The 25774-nt window shown below is 67.9% G+C and carries 27 protein-coding genes; 19 read left to right on the top strand and 8 right to left on the bottom strand.

Features of this window, described 5'->3' with window-relative positions; translation table 11 throughout:
- Positions 1-195: 195 nt before the first annotated feature.
- The 4 genes from WKF39_RS11545 (at position 196) to WKF39_RS11530 (ending at position 4302) form a co-directional block, all read left to right on the top strand.
- A complete protein-coding gene (locus tag WKF39_RS11545) occupies positions 196-1485 on the top strand; it encodes a phosphotransferase (protein WP_340388504.1) in 1290 nt (429 codons plus the stop codon).
- Between the two features lies 1 nt (position 1486).
- A complete protein-coding gene (locus WKF39_RS11540; RefSeq protein WP_340388502.1) occupies positions 1487-2539 on the top strand; it encodes a glycosyltransferase family 4 protein in 1053 nt (350 codons plus the stop codon).
- A gap of 103 nt (positions 2540-2642) precedes the next feature.
- The gene (locus WKF39_RS11535) at positions 2643-2816 is read left to right on the top strand and encodes a hypothetical protein (protein WP_340388500.1); all 174 of its coding nucleotides are present in this window, start codon (positions 2643-2645) and stop codon (positions 2814-2816) included.
- Positions 2817-2844: 28 nt separating this feature from the next.
- Positions 2845-4302: a GuaB1 family IMP dehydrogenase-related protein gene (locus tag WKF39_RS11530; RefSeq protein ID WP_340388498.1), complete on the top strand. Its 1458-nt coding sequence runs from the start codon at positions 2845-2847 to the stop codon at positions 4300-4302.
- A 144-nt stretch (positions 4303-4446) separates the two neighbouring features.
- Here the strand turns inward: WKF39_RS11530 and WKF39_RS11525 are convergent, their stop codons facing one another.
- Complete coding sequence (locus WKF39_RS11525) at positions 4447-5028, bottom strand: TetR/AcrR family transcriptional regulator C-terminal domain-containing protein (protein WP_340388496.1); 582 nt, start codon at positions 5026-5028, stop codon at positions 4447-4449.
- A 98-nt stretch (positions 5029-5126) separates the two neighbouring features.
- Here WKF39_RS11525 and WKF39_RS11520 point away from each other — a divergent pair, with 98 nt between their 5' ends.
- Genes WKF39_RS11520 through WKF39_RS11510 form a run of 3 tightly spaced genes read left to right on the top strand, consistent with a single transcriptional unit; the run spans position 5127 to position 7040 of the window.
- Positions 5127-5720: a biotin transporter BioY gene (locus tag WKF39_RS11520; RefSeq protein WP_340388494.1), complete on the top strand. Its 594-nt coding sequence runs from the start codon at positions 5127-5129 to the stop codon at positions 5718-5720.
- A gap of 10 nt (positions 5721-5730) precedes the next feature.
- On the top strand, positions 5731-6429 hold the full coding sequence (locus WKF39_RS11515) for an ABC transporter ATP-binding protein (protein WP_340388493.1): 699 nt from the start codon (positions 5731-5733) through the stop codon (positions 6427-6429).
- Positions 6426-7040 (top strand): energy-coupling factor transporter transmembrane component T, encoded by a 615-nt coding sequence (locus tag WKF39_RS11510; RefSeq protein ID WP_340388491.1) that lies wholly within the window; start codon positions 6426-6428, stop codon positions 7038-7040. The genes WKF39_RS11515 and WKF39_RS11510 overlap by 4 nt, the downstream gene beginning before the upstream one ends.
- A 203-nt stretch (positions 7041-7243) precedes the next feature.
- Here WKF39_RS11510 and bioB read toward each other — a convergent pair whose 3' ends face one another.
- The gene (bioB, locus tag WKF39_RS11505) at positions 7244-8239 is read right to left on the bottom strand and encodes a biotin synthase BioB (protein ID WP_340388489.1); all 996 of its coding nucleotides are present in this window, start codon (positions 8237-8239) and stop codon (positions 7244-7246) included.
- A 63-nt stretch (positions 8240-8302) separates the two neighbouring features.
- Between bioB and WKF39_RS11500 the strand changes: the two genes are divergently transcribed.
- The 11 genes from WKF39_RS11500 to WKF39_RS11450 all read left to right on the top strand — a co-directional run bounded on the left by WKF39_RS11500 (position 8303) and on the right by WKF39_RS11450 (position 19990).
- Positions 8303-9577: an adenosylmethionine--8-amino-7-oxononanoate transaminase gene (locus WKF39_RS11500; RefSeq protein ID WP_340388486.1), complete on the top strand. Its 1275-nt coding sequence runs from the start codon at positions 8303-8305 to the stop codon at positions 9575-9577.
- The gene (locus WKF39_RS11495) at positions 9574-10692 is read left to right on the top strand and encodes an 8-amino-7-oxononanoate synthase (RefSeq protein WP_340388484.1); all 1119 of its coding nucleotides are present in this window, start codon (positions 9574-9576) and stop codon (positions 10690-10692) included. The genes WKF39_RS11500 and WKF39_RS11495 overlap by 4 nt, the downstream gene beginning before the upstream one ends.
- The gene (bioD, locus tag WKF39_RS11490) at positions 10689-11372 is read left to right on the top strand and encodes a dethiobiotin synthase (RefSeq protein ID WP_340388482.1); all 684 of its coding nucleotides are present in this window, start codon (positions 10689-10691) and stop codon (positions 11370-11372) included. Before WKF39_RS11495 ends, bioD begins: the two co-directional genes overlap by 4 nt.
- 9 nt (positions 11373-11381) lie before the next feature.
- The gene (locus WKF39_RS11485) at positions 11382-12521 is read left to right on the top strand and encodes a histidine kinase (protein WP_340388480.1); all 1140 of its coding nucleotides are present in this window, start codon (positions 11382-11384) and stop codon (positions 12519-12521) included.
- Between the two features lie 48 nt (positions 12522-12569).
- Positions 12570-13304: a LytTR family DNA-binding domain-containing protein gene (locus WKF39_RS11480; RefSeq protein ID WP_340388478.1), complete on the top strand. Its 735-nt coding sequence runs from the start codon at positions 12570-12572 to the stop codon at positions 13302-13304.
- Positions 13301-13684 carry a hypothetical protein gene (locus tag WKF39_RS11475; RefSeq protein ID WP_340388476.1) on the top strand — a complete coding sequence of 128 codons (384 nt, stop codon included), beginning with the start codon at positions 13301-13303 and terminating at the stop codon, positions 13682-13684. Before WKF39_RS11480 ends, WKF39_RS11475 begins: the two co-directional genes overlap by 4 nt.
- A complete protein-coding gene (locus WKF39_RS11470; RefSeq protein ID WP_340388474.1) occupies positions 13681-15204 on the top strand; it encodes a cation acetate symporter in 1524 nt (507 codons plus the stop codon). Before WKF39_RS11475 ends, WKF39_RS11470 begins: the two co-directional genes overlap by 4 nt.
- 182 nt (positions 15205-15386) lie before the next feature.
- Positions 15387-15725, top strand: a complete 339-nt coding sequence (locus WKF39_RS11465) for a DUF485 domain-containing protein (RefSeq protein ID WP_340388472.1) — start codon at positions 15387-15389, stop codon at positions 15723-15725.
- Positions 15722-17356 carry a cation acetate symporter gene (locus tag WKF39_RS11460; protein ID WP_340388470.1) on the top strand — a complete coding sequence of 545 codons (1635 nt, stop codon included), beginning with the start codon at positions 15722-15724 and terminating at the stop codon, positions 17354-17356. Before WKF39_RS11465 ends, WKF39_RS11460 begins: the two co-directional genes overlap by 4 nt.
- Positions 17357-17513: 157 nt before the next feature.
- Positions 17514-19487, top strand: coding sequence for an acetate--CoA ligase (acs, locus tag WKF39_RS11455; protein ID WP_340388467.1), 1974 nt, complete (start codon positions 17514-17516; stop codon positions 19485-19487).
- A gap of 95 nt (positions 19488-19582) precedes the next feature.
- The gene (locus tag WKF39_RS11450; protein ID WP_340388465.1) at positions 19583-19990 is read left to right on the top strand and encodes a phage holin family protein; all 408 of its coding nucleotides are present in this window, start codon (positions 19583-19585) and stop codon (positions 19988-19990) included.
- Here the strand turns inward: WKF39_RS11450 and WKF39_RS11445 are convergent.
- The 5 genes from WKF39_RS11445 to nth are packed head-to-tail and all read right to left on the bottom strand — an operon-like array spanning position 19987 to position 23948.
- The gene (locus WKF39_RS11445) at positions 19987-20808 is read right to left on the bottom strand and encodes a hypothetical protein (protein WP_340388463.1); all 822 of its coding nucleotides are present in this window, start codon (positions 20806-20808) and stop codon (positions 19987-19989) included. The two genes, WKF39_RS11450 and WKF39_RS11445, sit on opposite strands and share 4 nt — an antisense overlap.
- On the bottom strand, positions 20808-21980 hold the full coding sequence (locus WKF39_RS11440) for a MarP family serine protease (protein ID WP_340388461.1): 1173 nt from the start codon (positions 21978-21980) through the stop codon (positions 20808-20810). The genes WKF39_RS11445 and WKF39_RS11440 overlap by 1 nt, the downstream gene beginning before the upstream one ends.
- Positions 21977-22621 carry a CoA pyrophosphatase gene (locus tag WKF39_RS11435; protein WP_340388459.1) on the bottom strand — a complete coding sequence of 215 codons (645 nt, stop codon included), beginning with the start codon at positions 22619-22621 and terminating at the stop codon, positions 21977-21979. Before WKF39_RS11435 ends, WKF39_RS11440 begins: the two co-directional genes overlap by 4 nt.
- The gene (locus tag WKF39_RS11430) at positions 22618-23232 is read right to left on the bottom strand and encodes a TlpA disulfide reductase family protein (protein ID WP_340388457.1); all 615 of its coding nucleotides are present in this window, start codon (positions 23230-23232) and stop codon (positions 22618-22620) included. Before WKF39_RS11430 ends, WKF39_RS11435 begins: the two co-directional genes overlap by 4 nt.
- Positions 23229-23948 (bottom strand): endonuclease III, encoded by a 720-nt coding sequence (nth, locus tag WKF39_RS11425; protein WP_340388455.1) that lies wholly within the window; start codon positions 23946-23948, stop codon positions 23229-23231. The genes WKF39_RS11430 and nth overlap by 4 nt, the downstream gene beginning before the upstream one ends.
- 112 nt (positions 23949-24060) lie before the next feature.
- Here nth and WKF39_RS11420 point away from each other — a divergent pair, with 112 nt between their 5' ends.
- Positions 24061-24738, top strand: coding sequence for a Crp/Fnr family transcriptional regulator (locus WKF39_RS11420; RefSeq protein WP_340388453.1), 678 nt, complete (start codon positions 24061-24063; stop codon positions 24736-24738).
- Positions 24739-24809: 71 nt separating this feature from the next.
- Here the strand turns inward: WKF39_RS11420 and WKF39_RS11415 are convergent, their stop codons facing one another.
- Positions 24810-25706, bottom strand: a complete 897-nt coding sequence (locus WKF39_RS11415) for a hypothetical protein (protein ID WP_340388451.1) — start codon at positions 25704-25706, stop codon at positions 24810-24812.
- Between the last annotated feature and the right edge of the window lie 68 nt (positions 25707-25774).

Raw genomic sequence — 25774 nt, 5'->3', positions numbered from 1 at the left:
ATACTTCTCACGCGCATCACGGAATCCTAACAAAGTTGCGCCGAGCGCGGGTGTCACCGTATCCACCTCTCGTATCGGCCCACACGTGGTCCCGACGCGCAGAACTACCACGTCGGGCGACCCACACAGACGTGATCTACCGCCCGTGTCGCTCGATGTTAGGGTGCGAGCCGACATGCAACCGACAATCCGAGGATGACGATGGACGACGGCACTTCTCTCACCCCTCGCGAGCAAATCCGCCACGAGCAGGACCGCTGGAACGCGGTGGTTCACCACGTCCTGCCGGAGGGGGCCGAACTTGTCTCGGTGAGTTGTTTCGTGACGGACAGCCGGGTCTACCGAGGAAACAACAAAGCGGCAAAGATCAGGAGACTTGAAGGATCGCACCCTGACACCGAGCTGCGCCGGGAGGTCGCGAGTCTTCAGGCACTCAGCCGCAACGCAAGCTACGCGACGTGGGGTGAGTGGGAATACTCGGTTCAGGATGAAATGCCTGGTACCCGATTCAGCAACTACCTGTTCGACCAGCAGGACACGGCCTTTGGCGTGCGAGCCCGACTGCGCGTGCTTCGTAACCTCCTCCCCGAGCTCAAGGAGCTTCATCGCCACGGCGTCTCTCACGGTGACCTGAACCCTGAGAACCTGTTGATCGAGCGCGACAAGGTGACGTTGATCGACTTCGACCGCGCGACGCGTGGCTCAAGACTTCACGTGGTCCTGCGGGATTGGATCGGTGTAGGGAAAGGCCTCCAGAGGCGCACTCCGGTCTGGAAGCTGGCCCTTTTCGTCCTCGTCCCGAAAAGCAAGAGCTTGGCTCGGCGAGTGCGGTGGAGACTCGTGAAGGCTCGGACTGCGGGACGGCCCGTGTCAGGCGCGACAGATGTCGGCGCCCTTCGAAACGCTTGGGACCTTGCCGAGAGCTCTTCGGCGAACTCAAGGGGACAAGGCGTTGCCTACTACGCCTGGAGCTACCGAGCGCAGCATTATTCGGGCGAACGCGCATGGCAGCTCAGGTGGGAGCCCATATCGAAGACTGTCGACTTTGCGGGCAAGAGTGTGCTCGAGCTCGGGTGCAACATGGGATTGTTGTCGACCTTCGCGACTGTCGCAGGGGCGCGGGATGCCCTCGGCGTCGATCACGATTCGACCATCATCGATTCGGCTAGGAAGGTTGCCGCGGCGCTCGACGTCCCTGCGCGGTTCGAGCAGGTCGACCTGACGGACGAGAGCGATTGGGAGTCTCGGCTCGGTGGCCATGACATCGTGACCGCCCTGTCGGTCGTCCACTGGTTGCCCAACCGAGATCGTGTGCTCAAGTTCCTGAGCCAACATCAAGAGCTGATCTACGAAGGGCACGACCGGCTTGACGTCGAGATCGATCGTCTGAATGCTCTCGGTTTTGACCTGGTGGACGTCGTCATGACCACCGAGAGGGACCGGCAGCTGCTCCACGCCCGGCAATCCTCCGCTCCAAGGAACTGACGTGAAGGTCGTCATGTTGGCGACTGGTCTCACCGGTTACCTCGACGCCAGCTTCCGACAACTTGTCGACCATGGGGTCGAACTCTTCATCATCACGCGTCGCTTCCGCCCCGACGTCGACTACCAGCCGTTCCCGATCACCCAGCTGGCGCGAGTTCACGCCTGGGAAGACGAACCGACCGGTGCCGAGCTGAACCGTCTCGTGGACGACTTCGACCCTGACGCGGTCCTCGTCCACTCCTGGCACGTGCCGCCATATCGTGCGGTTCTGAAGAAGCGAGCAGGACTTAGCACCCGCCTGCTCTGGATGGACAACAACTGGTTGGGAACTCCCAAGCAGTGGCTCGGACGGGCCACGAGCCCCTGGTACGTCCGCCGGCTCTTCGATGCGGCATTTGTGCCGTGCGAGCGGACTGAGCTGTTCGCCCGACGGCTAGGTTTCGGTGAGGAAGACATCCTCCGCGGCAGCTTGGCGGCCGACACGGACTTGTACGGTGCAGCGCCGGTGGCCGGCGCCGAGCTGCTCGAGCGGGCTCAGTTCGTCTCCGCGTTGCGGATGGTGCACCACAAGGGCGCAGACGTTCTTGCCGAGGCATACGACCGATATCGGTCACTCGCGGATGACCCATGGAACTTGCATGTCGCCGGGGAGGGACCACTTCTGACCGGGCTGGTCAAACAGCCTGGCGTGGTCAGCCACGGGTTCGTCCAGCCCGCGGAACTCTCCGCCCTCATGCATCGCAGCTCGGCGTACATCAATCCCTCGCGGGCCGAACCGTACGGGGTGGTTCTCCATGAGGCGGCCGCCTCATCCTTGCCGATCTTGACGTCGAGCTCTGTGGGAGCGGCGCCGACCATGGTCCAAGACGGATACAACGGATGGATGGTGCCACCCGGAGATCCAGACGCACTGGCAGCTGCGATGGTCCGCTTGAGTGGGTCGACGCCTGATCGGCTCGGCGACATGTCCCGGGTGAGCCACGCCATGTCCCAACGCCTCAGCCCGCAGGGGTGGGCTCGCAACATGTTCGAGTTCTTGGCCGCGAGGACCTAGTCAGGCCGACATGCCTCGGCATCGACGCCACGCGACTCGCTCCGCGATGCAAGGTTCTGTCGCACCCGCTTCCTATGGTGGGAGAGACGGAAGGGAGATCGCGATGAGGCACTCACTGGCGCACATCGGCCTGGCCCTCGCGTGCGAGACGTGCGAGGGCGAGATCGACCTGCCCGAGGACCTGACGTCGGGCAACGGCATCTGCCGGCAGTGCGGCATCGCGTTCCTGGTTGATGCCCCCTACGTCACCACGGACCGGGCACGACGCACCGCCTGAGCCGGCACGGCTGGCCTAGACTTGTGCGGTGAAGTTTCTCAACGATCTGCAGCCCACGTACGACCTGACCTACAACGACGTGTTCATGGTCCCGGGTCGATCAGCCGTGACCAGCCGTTTCGACGTCGACCTGACCACGAGTGACGGCATCGGCACGACACTTCCGCTCGTCGTTGCCAACATGACGGCGGTATCCGGCCGACGGATGGCCGAGACCATTGCCCGGCGAGGCGGCATCGCGATCATCCCGCAGGACATCCCGCTCGACATCGTCGCGGCGACCGTCCAGCGGGTCAAGGCGGCGCACACGGTCTACGAGACACCCGTCACCGTCACGCCTGCGACCACGATCGGCGAGGTCATGAGCCTGCTCCCCAAACGCGCGCACGGGGCCGCCGTGGTGGTGGAGGATGCCAAGGTCCTCGGCATCGTCACCGAGCGCGACGGCGCCGAGATCGACCGCTTCGCGCAGGTTCGCGAGGTCATGACGACCGACATCCTGACGATCGAGGCCGGCACGGACGCTCGCACCTGCTTCAACGATCTGTCGGCGCGCCACATCGACTTCGCCCCGATCCTTGACGGCGGCCGGCTCGTCGGCGTGCTGACCCGCAAGGGCGCTCTGCGCTCGACGATCTACGAGCCCGCGGTCGACACCGCCGGCTCGCTCGTGATCGGCGCCGCGGTCGGCATCAACGGCGACGTGTCGCGCAAGGCCGCAGCCCTGCTGGATCTCGGCATCGACGTCCTCGTCGTCGACACCGCCCACGGCCATCAGGCCAAGATGAGCGAGGCGCTCCCACTGGTCCTGGCGGCCCGAGATGCCTACGCCGCGGAGTCCGGTCGCCGGGTGCCGATCGCGGCAGGCAACGTCGTGACCGCCGAGGGTGTGCGGGACCTGGTCGCCGCCGGCGCGGACATCATCAAGGTCGGTGTCGGGCCCGGCGCAATGTGCACGACGCGGATGATGACCGGCGTCGGTCGTCCGCAGTTCTCCGCCGTCCTCGAATGTGCTGCGGCCGCCCGTGAGCTGGGCGCGCACATCTGGGCCGACGGCGGCGTCCGCTACCCCCGAGACGTGGCCCTTGCGCTGGCCGCCGGATCGGCCAGCGTCATGATCGGCTCCTGGTTCGCCGGCACGCTCGAGAGCCCCGGCGACCTCCAGGTCGGACCGGACGGGCGGCCCTACAAGGAGTCGTTCGGCATGGCATCGGCCCGTGCTGTCTCCAACCGCACCCGCGACGCAGCTGGGTTCGAGCGCGCCCGCATGGCGTTGTTCGAAGAGGGCATCTCGTCCTCCCGGATGTTCCTCGATCCCGATCGCCCCGGCGTCGAGGACCTCGTCGACTCGATCATCGCGGGCGTACGGTCGAGCGCAACCTACGCTGGCGCGCGGTCACTCGCAGACTTTCACGAGCGAGCCGTCATCGGGCTGCAGAGCTCGGCCGGCTATGACGAAGGGCGCCCGCTCCACGCCAGCTGGTAACCCTTCGGCGGTGAGTCAGCGACCTATCCCGCTCCAGGGCGGTGACTCAGCGACCTATCCTGCTCCAGGGTGGTGACTCAGCGACGTATCGAGCATATTGAAAGGTCGCTAGGACACCGCCCATCCGGACGATAGGTCGCTGACTCACCGCTCCCGGGCAGGGCTGGATTGCTGCAGGCGTATGCCGTCGAGGATCAACCCGAGGCCGAGGTCGAACGACTCCGAGCCCGCCCGGCCGAGTGGTTCGGCGTCGATCGCACCGACGCTGTTGGCCTGCAGGTGAGTCTGCTCGTCCGACACGTGTCCGAACAGGAAGTAGAGGATCGTGGTCGCTGCGGCCCCGGCGAACTCATCGTCGAAACCACCCGACGAGATCGCGGCGGCCAATCGCCCCTCCAGCGCTGCGGCCCCCAACCCGAAGGCGTGGACCGTCGCGACCAGCTCGGCACCGTCGCGATAGGCCAGCATCGAGTCACGCAGCTCATGGCTCACAGCGACGACCTGCTCGTCCCACCGCTCGGCCGCCGGTGCGGGACGTATCCCGCGCGCCAGGATCTCGTCGGCGACGGCCGCGAGCAGCGCCTGCTTGCTGGCGAAGTGGTGATAGAGCGCGCTGGGCTGAAGGCCGAGCTCGGAGGCGATCCGGCGCATCGACATGTCCGGCAATCCGTACATGTCGAGGATGTCGACGGCCCGTCCCACGATGTCGGAACGGTGATAGCGCACGCGGGCCTCCGGCTCGGATTGTCGGTCACCTCAGCCTATAGGCTAGCCTGAACGCCGTTCACCTGAGCATCGTTCAGGTCGCGATCCAGGAGACGAGCATGAGCAACACCGCAGCGCCCTCGACCAAGCGGTCAGTTTCGACCACCGACCTCGCGCTCATCGCCACATTCGCCGCACTGATCGCCGTCCTCGCGGTGTCCACCGCCCTCCCGTTCGGCGTCAACGGGGTCCCGGTCACCCTGCAGCTGTTCGGCGTCTTCCTCGCCGGCGCGGTGCTCGGCGCCAAGCGCGGCTTCCTGACCGTCGTCCTCTACCTCGTCGTTGGCGCAGCCGGGTTGCCGATCTTCGCGGGCGGAACGTCTGGTCTGGCGCCGTTCAGCGGTCCGACCGGCGGCTACCTGATCGCATTCCCGCTGGCCGCGCTCGTCGTGGGCTTCGTCGTCGAGCGCGCCCGTCGCCGCAACACCGCGGTGACCGCCGGTGTCATCATCGCCGGGGGCATCGTGGCCGAGGCCCTCGTCTGGCTGGTCGGTGCCACCGGCATCTCGCTGTCCGCTGACACGCCCCTGTTCACCACGATCAAGAGTGCCTTCGCCTACGTCCCGGCCGACCTGGTCAAGCTCGTCGCGGCCGCCGTCGTCGCAGCCGCGGTGCACCGCGCATTCCCCACCCTGCTCGGCCGCAGTCGGTAGCGTTCGGCCAGTGGCCGCCATCTCGTTCGACGATGTGACCGTCACCGCGGAGTCAGCCGCCGGTGATGTGGTCATCCTGCACGACGTGTCCGTCGAGCTCACAGAACATCGCATCGGGCTCATCGGCAGCAACGGGTCCGGCAAGTCGACCATGGCCCGACTCGTCAACGGGCTCGTGACACCGTCTGCCGGCACCGTGACGGTCGACGGCATCGACGTCGCGGACGACGGACCGGCCGTACGTCGCCGCGTCGGCTTCGTGTTCACCAACCCCGCCGCCCAGCTGGTCATGCCGACCGTCGCCGAAGACATCGCGCTGTCGCTGCGCCGCCGCGTGCCTGACAAGGCCGAGCGCGAGCGCCGGGTCACCGCGATCCTCGACTCCTACGGACTCGCACACCTGGCCGCGTCCAGCGTCCACTCCCTCTCGGGCGGCCAACAGCAGCTGCTCGCGATCGCGGGCGTCCTGGCCATCGAGCCGACGATCGTGGTGGCGGACGAGCCGACGACCCTCCTCGACCTGCGCAACAGCCGGACCGTGGCCGAAAGGCTGTTTGCCCTCGAGCAACAGCTCGTCCTCGTGACCCACGACCTCGACCTCGCCCTCCAGTGCGACCGGGTGATCGTCGTCGAGGGCGGGACCATCGGGTTCGACGGAGACCCTGCCGCTGCCGTCACGCACTATCGCGAGACCGTGGCCGCACCGTGAGGCGCTCACTCCCGCTGGGCACCTATCGCCCAGGATCCACCGTCTGGCACCGAGTCCCGGCCGGCCCGAAGCTCGCCCTCGTCGCCCTCGTCAGCATTGCGGTCGTCGCACTGAGCGGGCCATGGCTCCCCATGGCAGCCCTCGTCGCGGCGCTCGGCGTTGCGTTGTGGGCGCGGGTGCCCCCGAGTGCGGTGTGGCGAGGGCTTCGGCCGTTCCTCATCGTGGTTGCGATCCTGGGCGCCTTCCAATGGTGGCAGCGCGGCTGGCCAGTGGCGGTCGAGGTCGTCGCCACCACGGTCGCCTTGATCGTGGTGGGGACGACCTTCACGGCGACCACAGCCATGGATCGGATGCTCGATGCCATCGTCCGCGGCCTCGGACCGCTCAGGCGCGTGGGCGTACGGCCCGAGAAGATCGCCCTCGCGTTCTCGCTGATGATCAACGCGATCCCCGCGATATTCCAGATCGCGCACGAGACCCGCGAGGCGGCCAAGGCACGCGGACTCGAGCGGAGCCTGCGCGCGAACCTCTCACCGATGGCCATCCGCACCGTCGCCCATGCCTACGACACCGGCGCTGCCCTCCACGCTCGCGGCATCGGAGACGACTGACGCCGCTCAGCCCGAGGTGAGCTCCCCGTGCTCGACGCAGCGAGCCACCCAGCCGCCGGGAGTCACCTGGACCACCATCCGTCTGCGACAGTGCGAGCAGAACCTGGGCGGCTCCATCCGCAGGAGCTCGGTACAGCGAAGATGCCCGTGCGTGTCGACCCGCTCGCCACACTGCCCGCAGAAGGTGCTCATCCAGGTCGCGATCAGAGAGTCTTCTGGAGTTCCTTGATCGGCATGCCGAGCTCGGCCAGCAGGTCGATGTCCTCGTTGGCATCGCGACCGAGCGTCGTGAGGTAGTTGCCGACGATCACCGCATTGACGCCACCGAGCAGGCCCTCACGCGTGCCGAGGTCACCCAGGGTCAGCTCGCGGCCGCCCGCATACCGCAGGATCGTCAGCGGCATCGCGAGGCGGAACGCGGCGATCGTGCGCAGGGCGTCCTGCGAGCTCATCAGCTCCTGGTCGCCGAACGGCGTCCCGGGACGCGGGTTCAGGAAGTTGAGCGGCACCTCGTGCGGCCGGAGCTCGGCCAGCTGGACCGCGAGCTCGGCCCGCTGCTCGAGTGATTCGCCCATCCCGACGAGTCCACCGCAGCACAGCTCCATGCCCGCTTCGCGGACCATGAGGCACGTCTCCCAACGCTCCTCGTACGAATGCGTCGAGACGACCTGGGGGAAGTACGACTTCGCGGCCTCCAGGTTGTGGTTGTAGCGGTGCACGCCCATCTCGGCGAACTCATCGACCTGCGCCTGGGTCAGCATCCCGAGCGAGCAGGCGATGTTGATGTCGACCTCGGCCTGGATCGCCTTGATGCCTTCGCGGACCTGGTCCATCAGGCGCTGGTCCGGGCCGCGTACCGCGGCGACGATGCAGAACTCCGAAGCGCCGGTCTTGGCGGTCTCCTTGGCGGCCTCCACGAGCTCGGGGATGTTGAGCCATACCGAACGGACCGGCGACTGGAACTGGCCCGACTGGCTGCAGAAGTGGCAGTCCTCGGGGCAGCCGCCGGTCTTGAGCGACACGATGCCCTCGACCTCGACCTCGGGTCCGCACCACTTCATCCGCACCGCATGGGCCAGCTCCAACAGCTCCGGGATGCTCTCGTCAGGAAGTCGGAGCACCTCGACCAGCAGATCCTCGGGGAGTCCGAGACCCTGCTCGAGGACGTGGGTGCGTGCGGCCTGTAGGACGTCGGTCATGGGAGGAATGTATCCTGAACAGTGTTCAGGTCAAACTCGACCATCGAGATCCTGACCGCCCTCATGACTGACCTCATCGAGTTCGACCGCGCCCACCTCTGGCACCCGTATGCCCCGATGGACTCACCGTCGACACCGTTGCTCGTCACCTCGGCGCAGGGCAATCGCCTGACGCTGGCAGACGGACGGCAGCCGATCGATGCGATGTCTTCGTGGTGGGCGGCGATCCACGGCTACCGCCACCCGCGTCTGGACGAGGCACTGCGCCATCAAGCCGGATCGATGTCGCACGTCATGTTCGGCGGCCTCACCCATGAGCCGGCGATCGAGCTGGCCCGGCGGCTGCTCGACATCACACCGAGCGGTCTCGACAAGGTCTTCTTCGCCGACTCCGGCTCGGTCGCGGTCGAGGTCGCGCTCAAGATGGCGCTGCAGTTCCAGCGCGGCAGTGGGCACCCCCGACGTACGCAGCTCCTGACCCTCCGTGGCGGCTATCACGGCGACACCTTCGGCGCGATGAGCGTGTGCGATCCGGTCGGCGGCATGCACCAGATGTTCACCGACGTGCTGACTGAGCAGGTCTTCCTTCCCCAACCACCGTCCGGCCTCGACGCCGACCCAGCGCAGTGGATAGCCGCTGCCCAGAACATGGTCGACTCCCTTGACGACACGATCGCTGCGGTCATCGTCGAGCCTGTGCTGCAGGGCGCCGGCGGTATGCGGGTCTATCCCCCGGCCGTTCTCCGTTGGCTCCGCGACGTCGCCGACCAGCGCGGCTGGCTGCTGATCCTCGACGAGATCGCGACCGGGTTCGCCCGCACGGGCGAGATGTTCGGTGCCGACCACGCCGGCATCAGTCCCGACATCATGTGCGTCGGCAAGGCCCTCACCGGCGGCTACCTGACCCTTGCGGCCGTCCTCTGCACGGCGGAGGTCTCCGCCGGGATCGACGCCTCAGAGTCCGGCGCGCTAATGCACGGGCCGACGTTCATGGCCAACCCCCTCGCCTGTGCCGTCGCGGCGGCTTCGCTCGACGTGCTCACCGACTCGAACTGGAGGCTCGACATCACCCGCATCGGCGCCGCACTCGAGGTCGGCCTGGCGCCGGCCCGCGAGCTGGCGGGTGTGACCGAGGTCCGTACGCTCGGCGCCGTCGGCGTGATCCAGCTCGACGAGCCGGTCGACATCTCGGCCGCCACGGCCGTTGCCCTGGACCACGGCACGTGGATCCGTCCGTTCCGCAACCTGATCTACACCATGCCGCCCTACATCAGCACCGATGACGACCTCGCCGTCATCACCGGTGCACTCGTCGCTGCAGCCCGGAGCGCGCAATGACCATGCACGACTGGCTCGAGGAGCAGGCCCAGCAGCGGCGCCGAGCCGGCCTGGTCCGCTCGTTGGTGCCCCACTCGGTCGGGCACGACCTGATCGACCTCGCCGGCAACGACTACCTCGGGCTCTGCCGCGATGAGCGGGTGACTGCCGCGGCAGCCGCGGCGGCTGTCGAGTGGGGCGCTGGGGCGAGGGCTTCGCGGCTCGTCACCGGCACCCTGCCCGTGCACACCCAGCTCGAAGAAGCGCTCGCCGACCGGCTCGGGCATGAGGCCGCCCTCGTACATTCGACCGGCTATCACGCCAATCTCTCCGCGGTCACAGCGCTCACGGACCGCGACACCCTCCTGGTGTCGGACGCCCATGTGCACGCCTCACTCGTCGATGCCTGCCGGCTCTCCCGAGCGACGGTGGCGGTCGTCGGCCACAACGACCTCACCGCGGTCGAGGCCAGCTTGTCCCGACGTACACAAGCCCGGGCGCTGGTCCTGGTCGAGTCGATCTATTCGGTGCTCGGTGACGCCGCGCCACTCACGGAGCTCGTGGAGCTGTGCGAGCGGCACGACGCGACTCTGCTCGTCGACGAGGCCCACGGCATCGGCGTGGCGGGCAGACACGGACGCGGGCGCATTCACGAGCTGGGACTGTCGCCCAGACCCTCGGTCATCGTCACGATGACGCTGTCCAAGGCGCTCGGCAGCCAGGGAGGCGCCGTGCTCGCCAGCCAGGCCGTCATCGACCACCTGGTCAATCGCTCGCGGCCGTTCATCTACGACACCGGCTTGGCGCCGGCCGCCGCCGCCGCCGCGTTCGAGGCCCTGCGGGTCATGGATGCCGAGCCCGACCGGGTGGCCAGGCTGCACCATGTCGCAGACTCGCTCGCCGACGCCGCCGGGGTGCCGCGCGTGCCCGGGGCCGTGCTCTCGGTCGAGATGGCCGGGCCGGCCGAAGCACTCGACGCTCAGGCGCAGTGCCGCGACGCCGGGGTCCGAGTCGGTTGCTTCCGGCCGCCCTCGACCCCCGACGGGATCAGCAGGCTGCGGCTGACCGCCTCAGCCGCAATCGACGACGATGAGCTGGCCCTTGCCTGCAAGCTCATCGACTCCGTGGTGCGATGACCGACTACATCGTGATCACCGGCACCGGGACGGGCGTGGGCAAGACCGTCACGACCGCGGCCCTCGCCGTCGCGCTCGAGCACGGTGGAGCCCGGGTGGCCGTGGTCAAGCCCGTGCAGACGGGCGTGGGACCGGGCGAACCCGGTGACGTCGACGATGTCATACGGCTCACGGGCTCTGCCGCCGTGCACGAGCTCGCCAGGCTGCGCGATCCCTTGGCTCCTGAGTCCGCGGCCCGCTTGCGGGGAAGCCCGCTGCCGACGATTGCCGAGCTGGTCGATCGCACCTGCCGCATCGACGCCGACATCGTCCTGGTCGAGGGTGCCGGCGGGGTGCTCGTCAGGCTCGACCTCCTGGGCGGCACGGTGCTGGATCTCGCCCGGGCCCTCGACGCCCAGGTCGTCGTCGTCACCACCGAGCAGCTCGGGACGCTGAACCACACCGGGCTGACCCTCGACCGGGTTCGGGCCGAGGGGTTCTCCCCGCGACTCGTTCTGGGCGACTGTGCGGCCGAGCCGGGTCTCGCCGAGCGCTGCAACCGCACCGACCTGCCGCGGCTCACAGGCGCCCCGCTGGACGGACTCATCCCCGCCGGTGCCGGTTCGCTCGCCCGTACGGAGTTCCGCCGGCAGGCACCCGGCTGGTTTACGGCACTGCCGGCTGGCGATCCGCCGCGGTAGCGTCGCCCGATGGACAACTTCACGACCGTGGCGGCGCTGGGTGCGATCCTTGTCGCCACGGCCGGGTTCGTCCGCTGGCGCCTGCTCACCCGACGTCGCGCGCTCGGCTCGCCGGCCGACCGAGCGACATACAAGACGCTGCACACCGCCTCACTAGCGGCCCCAGCCCTGCGCCTCGGCCTCGACGAGGAGAGCGCGGGCCGCGCCATCCCGCATGTCCGGGCGCTGCTCGGGACATCGACCGTCGCGATCACCGACCTGCAGGGACCGTTGGCCTGGGCCGGCCCACGTCAGGAGGTCGATGTCCTTGCGCTGATGTCGGCCGCACTCGCGAAGGGCACGACCCAGGCGTCAGACCGGGTCATCGTCGCGCCGCTGTCAGTCGAGGAGCGGGTCGTCGGCAGCATCGTGGTCATCAGCGACGAGGCCTCGGCAGGGCTGGCGCGCGCCACGACCGAGGTGGCCCGCTGGATGTCGAGCCAGCTCGATCTCGCCGAGCTGTCGGATTCGCGAACCGCGCTGATGGCCGCTGAGCTTCGCGCGCTCCGCGCCCAGATCTCGCCGCACTTCATCTACAACTCGCTCGGCGCCATCGCCTCATTCGTGCGCACCGATCCTGAGCGCGCGCGCGACCTGCTGCTGGAGTTCGCCGACTTCACTCGCTACTCGTTTCGCGAGCACGGCGAGTTCACGACCCTCGCCGAGGAGCTCCGCTCGATCGAGCGCTATCTGGTCCTGGAGAAGGCCCGCTTCGGCGACCGGCTCCGGGTTGTCACGCGGGTCGCCCCTGAGGTGCTGAGCGTGAACCTCCCTTTCCTCTCGGTCCAGCCGCTCGTGGAGAACGCGATCCGACACGGCCTCGAGGCCAAGGACGGCGACGGCACCCTCACGGTGATCGCACTCGACGAGGGCACGGAGTGCATCATCACGATCGAGGACGACGGCGTGGGCGTCGACCCCGACACCGTGCGCGACGTCCTGATGGGGCGTACGACCAGCGCATCGATCGGCCTCGCCAACGTCGACGAGCGGATGCGCACGGTCTACGGCGACGGCTACGGCATCGTCGTGGACACCGCGCCTGGGGAAGGCACCAAGGTCACGCTGCGCGTGCCGAAGTTTCACCCGGTCGACCCGACCACCGCCTGAGACCTCGTCCGACTTGTGGTCCGGATCACACCTCGACAGGATCAGGACATGACCGCAGCCCTCAGCGCCCTCGTGGTCGATGACGAGCAACCCGTCCTCGATGAGCTCGTGTGGCTGCTGGAGCGCGACGACCGGATCGGGACGGTGCGCGCCGCGCGGTCCGGGGCCGAGGCCCTGCGGGTGCTCGACGAGAGCGACATCGACCTGGTCTTCCTCGATGTGGCGATGCCGGGATTGAGTGGTCTCGAGATCGCGCGGGTGCTCAGCCGGTTCCGTTCCCCCCCGCGGGTCGTCTTCGTCACGGCACACGATGAATACGCCGTCGAGGCATTCGAGATGAACGCCGTCGACTATCTGCTCAAGCCCATCCGGGAGGAGCGCCTGCGCGAGAGTGTGCGCCGGGCGTGCGTCGACAGCGAGTCCGCAGCGCCCGCGACCGAGGACTCGATCGCGGTCGAGCTCGGCGGAGTCACCCGTTTCGTGTCGCGCCGCACGGTGTCCTACGTCGAGGCACAGGGCGACTACGTGAGGCTGCACACCGCCGACGGTCCGAGTCACCTCGTCCGGGTCCCCATCGGCACGCTCGCTGACGAATGGGCCGATGCAGGATTCGTCCGGATCCACCGCAGCCACCTCGTCAGCCTGAGCCACGTCCGCGAGGTGCGGGTCAACAGCGGACGCTGCAGCGTCCTGCTCCCGGTCGGCGACGACCTCGTTGAGCTGGTCGTGGCGCGCCGCCACACCCGTACGCTCCGCGAGCTCCTCCACGAGCGTGCGCTGTGACCGACGAACCTGCCAAGGGGCGGATCCGGGTCACGAACCCGCTGACGACGGCGCCCTCGCACGTACGGCGGAGCGTCCGCCAGGAGATCGACGAGTCGACCGGCGTCGGCGAGGTCTACATGCGCTCCCTGATCCGCTCCCAGCTGCGAGCCGCCCTGACCGTCGCCACGACGCTGCTGCTCTCGATCGGCACGCTGCCGCTGATCTTCCTCGCATTCGACTCCGTGACCGACTTCGAGGTCTGGGGCGTACCCCTGCCCTGGCTGGTTCTGGGCGCCGCGGTCTATCCGGCCCTCTTCGCGCTTGGCTGGCTGTATGTCCGCCAGGCCGAGCGCGCCGAGCGCGACTTCGCCGATCTGGTGGAGCCGGAAGAGTCGTGAACACCACGTACGGCATCATCGCCGTCGCGCTCGTGGCCCTGGCGACTCTCGGCATCGGCGCCTTCGGCCTGCGGCTGAGCCGCACCACCAGCGACTTCTATGTCGCGTCCCGCTCGGTCAGTCCAGTGTGGAACAGCTCCGCGATCGGCGGGGAGTATCTGTCTGCCGCGTCGTTCCTCGGCGTCGCCGGCCTCGTGCTGGCCAGCGGCGCAGACATGCTCTGGTATCCCATCGGGTGGACCACGGGCTACCTCATGCTGCTGGTCTTCGTCGCCGCTCCACTCCGCCGCTCCGGGGCATACACGATCCCGGACTTCGCGCAGGTCCGTCTCCAGTCGGTCGGCGTGCGCCGGGTCGCGAGCATCCTCGTCGTCGGCGTCGGCTGGCTCTATCTGATGCCGCAGTTCCAGGGCGCCGGGTTGACCCTGCGCACCGTGACCGGGGCCCCCAACTGGGTCGGCACCGCGGTGGTCGCCGTCATCGTCGTGATCAACGTCGTGTCAGGCGGCATGCGCAGCATCACCTTCGTGCAGGCGTTCCAGTACTGGCTCAAGCTCACGGCACTGTTGATCCCGGTGTTCTTCCTGCTGCACGCCTGGACCGATGACGGCAGACCTTCCCCAGTTGCGCCCACGGCGTGGTTCCAGCCCTTCGGCGAGGCCACCGGGCCGGGTCTCTACCTGACCTATTCCGTCATGGTCGCGACCTTCCTCGGCACGATGGGCCTGCCGCACGTCGTCGTCCGGTTCTACACCAACCCCGATGGCCACGCGGCGCGTCGGACGACCCTCATCGTGCTGGCCCTGCTCGGAACGTTCTATTTGCTGCCCACGATCTATGGCGTCCTCGGCCGGATCTATGCCCGGGACCTGCTTGCCTCGGGGCGTACGGACACCGTCGTCCTCGAGCTGCCGTCGCGAATGATCGGCGGCAGCACGGGCGAGGTGCTGGCCGCGCTCCTGACCGCTGGCGCCTTCGCCGCGTTCCTGTCGACGTCCTCGGGCATCACGATGTCGATCGCCGGGGTGGTCGGGCAGGGTCTGACCCGCGGGATGGGCGCCTCGACCCGTCCGGCCTGGGCGCGGCGGATCTCAACCATCACGACCCTGCGGCTCGCGGCGGCCGGCGGGGTCCTCGTGCCGCTGGCGCTGGCCCTCTCGGCCGAACGGATCGCGGTCGCCAACTCCGTGACCTTCGCATTCGCCCTCGCGGCGTCGACATTCTGTCCCCTGCTCGTCCTCGGCATCTGGTGGCGCGGCCTCACCGCCCGTGGCGCGATCGCCGGACTCATCGGCGGCGGCCTGTGCGCGGGCATCGCACCGGTCATGACGATCGCGTGGGGCCCCGAGGGCTGGCTGGGGGTGCTCATGAGCCAGCCCGCCGCGTGGTCCGTCCCGGTCGGATTCGGGCTCATGATCGGTGGCTCCCTGCTGACCCGCGGTGACGTGCCCGCCAACGTCTCCCGCACCATGGTCCGGCTCCACACGCCCGAGCGCCTGGACGTCGACCGGCAGTTCTGACCCCGACCGTTCGTCGTGCCGGACCGACCGCTCGTCGCGCGTCCCCGACCGTATGTCGCAAGCGCCCGGGCGCCCGTCGCACGACCCTCCCCGTGATCTGGCTCACAGCTCCGGACGCCCATACGTTCAGGGTGGTGGCGCCCTCGCGCCGTCTGCCCTGTTCACGAAAGAGGTGACCCACCGTGGCTGAGAAAATTTCCGCCGAGGCCCACGCGGCCTACCAACGCATCCACGCAACCGACGAGTTCGCCGAGCTCAAGCGGACCTACCTGAGATTCGTCGTCCCACTGACGATCGGCTTCATGGCCTGGTACCTGCTGTACGTCCTGGCCTCCAACTACGCCTCCGGCTTCATGGGCCACGTCCTGTTCGGCAACATCAATGTCGCTCTGGTGTTCGGCCTGCTGCAGTTCGTCACGACATTCGGCATCGCGATCTGGTACGCCAAGTTCGCGGCCGTGCGCATGGACCCCATCGCGGACAAGCTGCGCGATGAGTACGAAGAGGAGATCGAGCGATGAGCACGACAGCCACCATCTTGCGCGCCGCCACCGACGACAACAGCAACCAGGCACTGACCGGTTCGCTGTTCATCCTGATCGTGCTGATCACGGTCGGGATCACCTTCTGGGCCAGCCGCAACAACCAGACCGCCGCCGACTACTACGCAGGCGGGCGCAGCTTCACCGGCGCCCAGAACGGTTTCGCCGTCGCGGGTGACTACATGTCGGCCGCGTCATTCCTCGGCATCTCCGGCGCCATCGCGCTGTCGGGCTACGACGGATTCCTCTACTCGATCGGCTTCTTGGTCGCCTGGCTCGTGGCGCTCCTGCTGGTCGCGGAGCTCCTGCGCAACTCCGGCCGGTTCACGATGGCCGACCAGCTGGCATTCCGTATGCGCCAGCGGCCCGTCCGCACCGCAGCGGCGACGTCCACGGTCGTCGTGTCGATCTTCTACCTGCTCGCCCAGATGGTCGGCGCCGGCGCTCTCGTGGCGCTGTTGCTCGGCGTCGACAGCGAGACCGCCAAGAACCTCACGATCGCCGGTGTCGGCGTGCTGATGATCTTCTACGTGGTCGTCGGCGGCATGAAGGGCACGACGTGGGTCCAGATCGTCAAGGCCGTGCTCCTGATGGTCGGCACGGTCCTCATCACGGTCCTGGTGCTCGCGAAGTTCAACTTCAACGTCAGCGACATGCTGGGCACCGCGGCTGAAGAGAGCGGAGCGGGCAAGGCCTTCCTCGAACCCGGACTCAAGTACGGAGTCTCGACCGAGGCCAAGATCGACTTCATCTCGCTGGGCCTGGCGCTCGTGCTCGGCACGGCCGGCCTGCCGCACATCCTGATCCGCTTCTACACGGTTCCGACCGCCCGCCAGGCCCGCAAGTCGGTGCTCTGGGCGATCGGCCTGATCGGGTCGTTCTACCTCATGACCCTCGTCCTGGGCTTCGGTGCCGCGGCCCTGGTCAAGGGTGACAAGAAGCAGGACATCGTCGACTCCGGTGGCAACCTCGCATCGCCGCTGCTGGCCGAGGCCGTTGGCGGTGGGTCCGGATCGACCGGGGGCGCCGTGCTCCTGGCCCTGATCTCAGCCGTCGCATTCGCCACCATCTTGGCGGTCGTGGCTGGTCTGACCCTGACCTCGGCGTCGTCTGTCGCCCACGACCTCTACGCCAACGTCTGGAAGAAGGGCAAGGTCACCGAGAAGCAGGAGGTCAAGGTGGCCCGTATCGCCGCCTTCGTGATCGGCGGAGTCGCGATCGCCCTGTCGATCCCGGCGCAGAAGCTCAACATCGCCTTCCTGGTGGCACTGGCCTTCGCCGTCGCGGCCTCGGCCAACCTTCCGGCGCTGCTGTTCAACCTGTTCTGGCGGCGGTTCAACACCCGCGGAGCGGTGTGGAGCATCTACGGCGGCCTGATCTCGTGCGTCGGCCTGGTGATCTTCTCGCCGGTCGTCTCGGGCTCGGAGACCGCCATGATCACGGGCTCGGACTTCAGCTGGTTCCCGTTGGCCAACCCGGGCATCATCTCGATCCCGCTCGGCTTCTTCTTCGGTTGGCTGGGCACCGTCACGGCACGTGACGCCGACGCCGAGGAGCGCTACGTCGAGCTGGACGTCCGGTCGATGACCGGCGCGGGCTCGGAAAAGTAGGGCGCGCGGCTTCGCCGCTCCAGCGCTTCGTACCTCAGCGCTGCCGGGCTTCGCCCGGGCGCCTGCCGTCGCTCGCTTCGCTCGCTCGGCCCATGGTCGGGCGAGCGAAGCGTGGGACACAATGCACACAGAACACCAGCCGAATCGAGGAGCCATCGTGACCGAGCAGAACATCAGCAACCTGTCCCACGAGGATCGCGTCTTCGAGCCGCCGACGGACCTGGCCGCCAACGCCAACGTCAAGGCCGAGGTCTACGAACAGGCGGCCGCGGACCGCGTCGCGTTCTGGGGTGAACAGGCCGACCGGATCAGCTGGGGCACCCCGTTCACCGAGGTGCTCGATTGGTCCAACCCACCGTTTGCCAAGTGGTTCGTCGGTGGCACCCTGAACGCGGCCTACAACTGCGTCGATCGTCACGTCGAGGCCGGCAACGGTGACAAGGTCGCCCTGCAGTTCGTGGGCGAGCCCGCCGACGACACCCGCGACATCACCTACGCCGAGCTCAAGGACGAGGTCAGCCGCGCCGCCAACGCACTCGAAGAGCTCGGCATCGAGGCCGGAGACCGCGTCGCGATCTACCTTCCGATGATCCCCGAGGCCGTCATCGCGATGCTGGCATGTGCGCGGATCGGCGCGCCACACACGGTCGTCTTCGGCGGCTTTTCCGCGGACGCGCTGAGCAGCCGCATAGTCGACTGCGGGGCCAAGCTCATCATCACCGCCGACGGCGGCTACCGGCGCGGTGCGGCCAGTGCCCTCAAGCCGGCTGTCGACGAGGCCCTGATCAAGATCGACAACAAGAACACCGCCATCGTCGAGAACGTCCTGGTGGTGCGCCGGACCGGGCAGGACGTCGACTTCGACAGCAGCATCGACGTGTGGTGGCACGAGCTCGTCGATGAGTCGTCGCAGATCCATGAGCCCGAGATGTTCGACGCCGAGCACCCGCTCTACGTCATGTACACCTCCGGCACGACCGGCAAGCCCAAGGGCATCCTGCACTCCACCGGCGGCTACCTGGTGCAGTCGACCTACACGTTCTGGGGCGTCTTCGACTACAAGCCCGAGGACGTCTACTGGTGCACCGCCGACGTCGGCTGGGTCACCGGCCACTCCTACATCGTCTACGGACCGCTGGCCAACGGCGCGACCCAGGTCCTCTACGAGGGCACTCCCGACACTCCCCACAAGGGCCGTTGGTGGGAGATCATCGAGAAGTACAAGGTCTCGCTGTTCTACACCGCCCCCACCGCGATTCGTACGTGCATGAAGTGGGGCGAGCAGATCCCCGCCGAGCATGACCTCAGCTCCCTGCGCATCCTCGGTTCGGTAGGTGAGTCGATCAACCCCGAGGCATACGTCTGGTATCGAGAGAACATCGGCGGCGGCCACACGCCCATCGTCGACACGTGGTGGCAGACCGAGACCGGCGCCCACATGATCAGCCCGCTGCCAGGTGTCACGGCGGCCAAGCCCGGCTCGGCCATGACTGCGATCCCCGGCATCGCCGCCGACGTCGTCGACGACGCCGGCAACCCGGTCGACAACGGCGAGGGCGGCTATCTCGTGATCACCGAGCCGTGGCCCTCGATGCTGCGCACGATCTGGGGCGACGACGACCGATACAAGGAGACCTACTGGGCGCGCTGGCCTCAGTACTACTTCGCCGGCGACGGTGCCCGCAAGGACGAGGACGGCGCCATCTGGTTGCTGGGCCGCGTCGACGACGTCATGAACGTCTCCGGCCACCGCCTGTCCACGACCGAGATCGAGTCCGCTCTGGTGTCGCACCCCAAGGTTGCCGAGGCAGCGGTCGTCGGAGCCACAGACGACACGACGGGGCAGGCCGTCGTGGCCTTCGTGATCCTCAGGGAGTCCGCCGGCGATGGTGGTGAGGAGATCGTCAACGAGCTGCGCACCCACGTGGGCAAGGAGATCGGGCCGATCGCCAAGCCCCGCCAGATCATGGTCGTGCCCGAGCTGCCCAAGACCAGGTCGGGCAAGATCATGCGGCGGCTGTTGCGTGACGTCGCCGAGAACCGAGAGGTCGGTGACGCCACGACCCTGGCCGACACCGGCATCATGGACAAGATCACCGCCGGGATGAAGACCGCCAAGGACGAGGACTGACCTCACCCACCCGCTGGGCGTGACGCTTTTGATGCGCGGACCGCGTGTTGACCACAAAAGCGTCACTCCCAGCGCGGGGCTTGTAGGCTCCGGGTATGAGCGAGCGCCAGCAACTGAGCCCTGTGGAAGATCCGACGATCGGCCGGCTGGTTGCCGATGCCAGCCGCGACATCTCGGCGCTCGTCCAGTCGGAGATCAAGCTCGCCAAGCGTGAGCTCAAGGTCAGCGCCAAGGCAGGCGGCATCGGCACGGCGCTGATCCTGACGGCCGCGTTCTTCGGGCTGCTGATCATCGTCCTGGTCTCGATCGCCGGGGCGTACTTCCTCACGATGACCGGTCTGGACCCCGCATGGGCGTTCCTCATCGTGGCGGGCGGCTACCTCGTGCTCGCGCTCCTGCTCATCGTCATCGGCATCTTCAAGCTCAAGAAGATCCGCGCACCGCAAAAGACGATCGCGACCGCCAAGGAGATCCCTGCGGCGCTCAAGGGGCGTACGAGCTAGCTCCGTCCGCCGACAGCCCGCCCCACGAGTCCGGCTGCCGCGACGACGCCCCCCATCACCGCCACGATTACGAGCCAGGCCCCGAGCGAGTCCGCAGCGCGATCGACGAGAAGCTTTTGCAGAGTGCGGGCGAACTCCGACGGCGCCTCGGTGTGGTCCAGGATCCTCTGGGTGGCGGGCCCACTGGTCAGCCACAAGAGACCGGCGACGGCCACGGAGCCGACCCCGAGTCCGGCCGCCGCGACAGACTTGCGTCGGGCGAATCCGATGCAGGCGACCGCCCCGACCAGCGCGATGACAGCTCCGATGCGGCTCTGGCGTGACGTCTCCTTGATCCGCTGCACAGCCTCGCGATCGCCGGCACCAGTCACAACCGGCACGACGAGGTCATCCGGCACGGCGAGGGTGACCGGCAGGGCACCACTGACTCGTTTGGCGACGAACGACGCCATGGGGCCGACGTCGACGCCCAGGACACGCGGCATCGGCTCGGCGAACGCAGATCGGTGAGAGTTGCGCTGAGTCTTCTCCCACGCTTCCACAAATCCCGGCTGGTTGCTCGTACGGCTGGCGACCCGTGTGAGTGCCGTCGTCGCCACTGGCGCCAACGCCTCCGGGAGCACACCGCGGGCGGCCAGCTCGTCAGCCAGGTAGGCCGCGAAGGCGCCTTGCAGCTCCTCGTCCTCGGCGAGTGTGCTGCTGAACGCCACGTAACCGTCCTCCTCGACGATGTGCGTCGAGACCCACAGCAGCGGAACCGTGGCCAGGAGTGCCAGCAGCGCCACCGCACCGCCGATGAAGGACAAGAACGACCGCATCACGCACATCCCCCCGTCGAGACCGGTGACGTCGCAGCGATGCCCGCCCGCGCGTCGTCAGCCACCTGGGTGGCGGTCAGAGCGTAGCCGGTCGACTTGTCGGTGATCGAGGCCGCAAAGATCACGCCGAGCACGTCGCCCTTGGCCGACACCAGCGGGCCGCCGGAGTTGCCCGAGCGTACGAGCCCACGGACCGAGAACGTCTCCCGCACGACCTGCCCTCGGTCATAGATGTCGGGGCTGCGCAGTCTCATCTCACTGCGGATCCGGGCTGCGCGGGCGTCGAACGGACCATTCTCGGGGAAGCCGAGGATCACCGCCGACTGACCCGCCTTGCCCTTCGTGTCGAAATCCAGGGTCGGCAGGTCCGGCTGGTCGACAGCGAGGACGGCGATGTCGAGCTTGCGGTCGAACAGGACGACCTCGGCGTTCGTGCGCTGTCCGTTGCTCACCACGAACGGCTCGCTCACGCCGGCGACGACGTGGGCGTTGGTCATGACCCGCCCCGGTGCATAGGCGAAGCCGGATCCCTCGATCCCCCGCTGACAGCTGGCCTCACCGAGGATCTTGACGACGCTGCCCGATGCCCTCCGCACGCCCACGCTGGAAAGGGTCGCGGTGTCGGGCGGGCCGACCGCCGTGATGTCCTCGGTCTCGAACGGGTCGATGTAGCGCGGGAACAAGTTGGCATCGAGGACTTCGTTGAACGCTCGCAGGCCGGAGGTCGCCTGGGGCGGCATGACGGAATCGACCCGGTCGAGGATCACCGAGTCCCGCGAAGCGGTCGAGAGATAGGGGATCGTCGTGCCACTGACGGAATAGCCCAGCGCCCAGCCGGCACACAGCACGGCGACCATGCTGAGCATGCTGCCGCCGACCGCGTCGACCCACCGCAGCGGACGCCACTTGAGCCCGTCGCGCAGGTCCGTTCCGACATATGTGCCGACGCCCTGCCCGATCGCACCGGCCCCAACCACGAGGCCGAGCGCCAACAACGACGAGCTCAGGGTCGGGGTGCCACCGGACAGGAGCTTCGGCACGATTGCGACCGCGAGCAGACCGCCCACGAGCAGACCGACCGTGGCGATCAGGTTGACGACGAAACCCTGGACATAGCCCGAGACGGCGTAGGCCACCAGGATCAGGATGAGGATGACGTCGAGGGAGTTCATGAGAACTCAGGGAGGGGCCGGGTGACACTGTCATCCCAGGGCTGCTCCCAGCCCAGGCGCTCGAACAGCCGCGAGACCACACCGGCAGTGAAGCCCCAGAGTGGAACGCCCGAGCCGACCTCGAACGCCGGACCGCGCCACCCGGACGGATGCTCGACGCTGAACCGGTTGGCCGGATCGAGCAACCTGCGGATCGGCTGGTGGATGATCGCGCCGACCTCCTCGGCGTTGACCGGGTGGAGGGGGCCGGGCTCGCGCCAGAAGCCGAGCACGGGGGTGACGGCGAAGTTGCTGGGCGGCACCCACAGCGTGGGCAGCCTCCCGAAGACGTCGATCGTGCTCGGCTCGACACCGACCTCCTCCTGCGTCTCACGCAGCGCGGTCGCGACGGCATCGGCATCCCCGGGATCCGAGGCACCCCCCGGGAAGGAGATCTGACCCGCGTGGCTCCGCATCGTGGTCGCCCGCTCGGTGAGCAGGAGCTCGGGACCGTTCTCGCCATCCGCGAAGAGCATCAGCACCGCAGCAGGGCGAGCATCCGCGGGTGGGTGCGGAAATCGGGGCGCCAGCTGCTCGGCGTTGACCGAGCCGGCAAGCTCGGCCAGGGGCCTGAGCCATTCCGGGAGGTGCTCCCAGCTCACGGAGACACCTCCAGGTGACGATCGATCGCCGCCGTCAGCTCGGCGTACGAACGGAACGCGACGCGCTCCGTGGCAACCATTGTTCCTTGTGCGTCCACGAACACTGTCTGGGGCAGACCGATGACACGCAACGGGCCCTTGGTGTCGGACTCCGGATCGGCCAACAGCGGATAGGTCACACCGGACTGGGCCGCGAGCTCGAGAGCCTCATCCGGCGCGGAGTCCGCGAAGTCGACACCGATGATCCGGAGCTTGTCGCCGTACGCCCGGTCGGCCTTCGCGAGCAGGGGCAGCTCGTCGCGGCAAGGACCGCACCAGCTGGCCCAGAGGTTGATCACGGTGGGGGTTCCGGTCAGGCCCGCGAGGCGTACGGGGTCACCACCGCCGAGACACTGGAGCGTCAGGTCTGGAAGCCCGCTGTCCCCGGTCGCCTTGCCGGGCGAAGGCGGACAGTCCTCGACACCGGCCAGCTCCTTGGCCGCGGCGAGCTCGCTCGCGCCGGCCGCAGGCGCATCGCCGCCGAAGACCGGCTGGTCGCTGTCCGGGTCCCCGCCGGCGCACGCCGCCAGGATGAGAAGCGCCAACCCCGCCAGCAAGAGCCGCGCCCTCACGCGGGACCCTGGGTCGTGAGGAGTGCGGCCGCCTCGACCGGGTCGGTCGGTCCGGTGCCGAAGGACGGGCACCAGTGCGCCACCGGGCACGCACCGCACGCCGGCTTCTTGGCGTGGCAGCATCTCCGTCCGTGCCAGATCAGCCGGTGACTCAGCATGGTCCACTCCCGGCGTGGAAAGATCGCCGCAACCGCGTGCTCGGTCTTGACCGGATCCTTGACGACGCTGTCGGACACCCAGCCGAAGCGTCGGACCAGGCGGGCGAAGTGCGTGTCGACAGTCAGCCCCGGCACGTCGAAGGCGTTGCCCAGGACGACGTTGGCGGTCTTGCGCCCCACCCCCCGCAGCGTCACCAGGTCCTCGAGCCGGCCGGGGACCTCGCCGTCATGTCGCTCGACAAGGTCTGCCGACAGCCGCAGCAGGCTCTCGGTCTTGGCCCTGAAGAAGCCGGTCGAACGGATCCGCTCCTCGAGCGCCGTGCGCTCGGCGGCGGCCATCGCGTGTGCGTCCGGATAGGCCGCGAACAGGGCCGGGGTGACGGCATTGACCCGTCGATCGGTGGTCTGGGCCGACAGGACGGTCGCGACGAGGAGCTCGAATGGCGTACGGAAGTCGAGCTCGCAACCGGCCTCCGGATAGGTCTCGGCGAGCACTCGATTGACCTTCCGGGCCCGGCGGACGAGTGCCGTATCGGGTCGATCCAGGTCATTCGGCACGGCGCCCAGCGTACGTGTCTCGGCGCGTATTCGGCACGAGCGCTCTCGATGTGGGAAACTGCGATCGGTGCACACACTGTGACCGATGCAACACGACCGATAGGGAAGTCCCGTGACCGACGACGTTCTCCGCCAGGCTCCGCTGTTTTCCGGCCTCGACGACGAGGTAGCCGGTGCGCTCGAGTCGTCGATGTCGTCGGCCTCGCTGCGCCGTGGAGAGATCCTCTTCAACGAGGGCGACGACGGCAACCAGCTGTACGTCGTGACGGACGGCAAGATCAAGCTGGGTCGCACCTCCCCCGACGGTCGAGAGAACCTGCTCGCCATCCTGGGCCCCGGACAGATGTTCGGGGAGCTGTCGTTCTTCGACCCGGGCCCCCGCTCGGCGACGGCCACGGCCGTCACGGATGTCGAGCTCAAGAGCCTCGGCCACGAGGCATTGAGCCCCGTCCTCAACGCGCACCCCGACGTCGCGCATGCGCTGCTCAACCAGCTCGCTGGCCGGCTGCGTCGCACCAATGAGGTCGTCGGCGACCTGGTGTTCTCCGACGTACCGGGTCGTGTTGCCAAGGCGCTACTCGATCTCGCCTCCCGCTTCGGTCGCCGCGCCGACGACGGCGTGCACGTCAACCACGACCTCACACAAGAAGAGCTCGCGCAGCTGGTCGGCGCCTCTCGCGAGACCGTCAACAAGGCCCTCGCGGACTTCGCTTCGCGTGGCTGGCTCCGCCTTGAGCCCCGCAGCGTCGTGATCCTTGATCTCGAGCGTCTTCAGCGCCGGGCCCGCTGACCTCTCCCCCACCCCCAAATTTTGGCGGGTTTGCAACCTTTTCTTGCCGCTCGTCGGCGGCTTTTGGTTGGCTACGCGCCAAATCTTGGTCGGGGGCCGGTGTAGCCGCGTAGCTTGAGGGCGCTGTAGATGCGCCAGGCGATGGAATGTTCGTTGCCGAAGTCGGCCGACGTGATCACGATCACGAGCCAACCCTCGGCCTCGAGGCGCTCCCGCCGCAAGTGATCGCGCTGTCGCTGCGCCGCGTCCCGCTCATGATGCCAGCCGTCGTGCTCCACCAGGACCTTGAAGAGCGGATAGGCCAAGTCGCCCTTCGCGATCCGCACGCCATACGCATCGAAGATCGGCAGGTTCGATATGGGCATCGGCAGGTCGGCCGCGAAGATGATCCACCGCACGTCCGACTCCCGCACGGAGTCGACCCGCTCACACACGAGTGGCGCGATGAGCCGCGCATGCTGCACGCCGTCGAGGTGTGATCGGAGGACGAATGCCCTCAGGTCGAGCAGATCGAGATGCTTCCACCGCACCAACCAGTCGCCGACGCGCAGGAGATCACGATCGCCGAGCAACGTCGCCACGTCGACAAAGGTCCTCGCGGCCGGGAGCAGCGGCACACCTCGCACGAACTCTGAGCGCAGCAGGTCCTGGCGGCGATGAATCACGAGGCCGCGTCGGTGCACGTGAACATCGGAAGCGGTCGAGAAGTGGATCGGCTCCGTGTCCCCGATGTCGAGGCCGCGCCACTGAAGATCGCTGACGTGGCTCAATGTCGCGTCGTCCGGCAGCACCAGGAGAGCCGCCCGCACGCGCAGATCGAAGGTGTCCTCCGTGGAATCCGCCCGCCAGACCCCTCGGAACACCTGGTGGAACCGTGCTCCCTGCAGCATGCGGGACGATATGCCGACCCGCACGGCCTGCTCGGGCGTGAACGGGCGTCCGAGGAGCTCCGGAGGGACTGGCTGCACACCCCGACCATCACGCCAACGGATTCAACGTCGAAAGGGGCCAGGGGCAGGCTGTGGACCGGGCAGGC

It is taken from the genome of Aeromicrobium sp. (assembly GCF_037719875.1).
Classification (GTDB): Bacteria; Actinomycetota; Actinomycetes; order Propionibacteriales; family Nocardioidaceae; genus Aeromicrobium.
This window is presented reverse-complemented; position numbering and strand designations above follow the sequence as displayed.

Bases quoted from the DNA above. Each gene is read 5' to 3' on its own strand.
- WKF39_RS11545 (WP_340388504.1), top strand. From the start codon at position 196: ATGACGATGGACGACGGCACTTCTCTCACCCCTCGCGAGCAAATCCGC.
- WKF39_RS11535 (WP_340388500.1), top strand. From the start codon at position 2,643: ATGAGGCACTCACTGGCGCACATCGGCCTGGCCCTCGCGTGCGAGACG.
- WKF39_RS11520 (WP_340388494.1), top strand. From the start codon at position 5,127: ATGAGCAACACCGCAGCGCCCTCGACCAAGCGGTCAGTTTCGACCACC.
- bioB (WP_340388489.1), bottom strand. From the start codon at position 8,239: ATGACCGACGTCCTACAGGCCGCACGCACCCACGTCCTCGAGCAGGGT.
- WKF39_RS11500 (WP_340388486.1), top strand. From the start codon at position 8,303: ATGACTGACCTCATCGAGTTCGACCGCGCCCACCTCTGGCACCCGTAT.
- WKF39_RS11495 (WP_340388484.1), top strand. From the start codon at position 9,574: ATGACCATGCACGACTGGCTCGAGGAGCAGGCCCAGCAGCGGCGCCGA.
- bioD (WP_340388482.1), top strand. From the start codon at position 10,689: ATGACCGACTACATCGTGATCACCGGCACCGGGACGGGCGTGGGCAAG.
- WKF39_RS11485 (WP_340388480.1), top strand. From the start codon at position 11,382: ATGGACAACTTCACGACCGTGGCGGCGCTGGGTGCGATCCTTGTCGCC.
- WKF39_RS11480 (WP_340388478.1), top strand. From the start codon at position 12,570: ATGACCGCAGCCCTCAGCGCCCTCGTGGTCGATGACGAGCAACCCGTC.
- WKF39_RS11460 (WP_340388470.1), top strand. From the start codon at position 15,722: ATGAGCACGACAGCCACCATCTTGCGCGCCGCCACCGACGACAACAGC.
- WKF39_RS11450 (WP_340388465.1), top strand. From the start codon at position 19,583: ATGAGCGAGCGCCAGCAACTGAGCCCTGTGGAAGATCCGACGATCGGC.
- WKF39_RS11445 (WP_340388463.1), bottom strand. From the start codon at position 20,808: ATGCGGTCGTTCTTGTCCTTCATCGGCGGTGCGGTGGCGCTGCTGGCA.
- WKF39_RS11440 (WP_340388461.1), bottom strand. From the start codon at position 21,980: ATGAACTCCCTCGACGTCATCCTCATCCTGATCCTGGTGGCCTACGCC.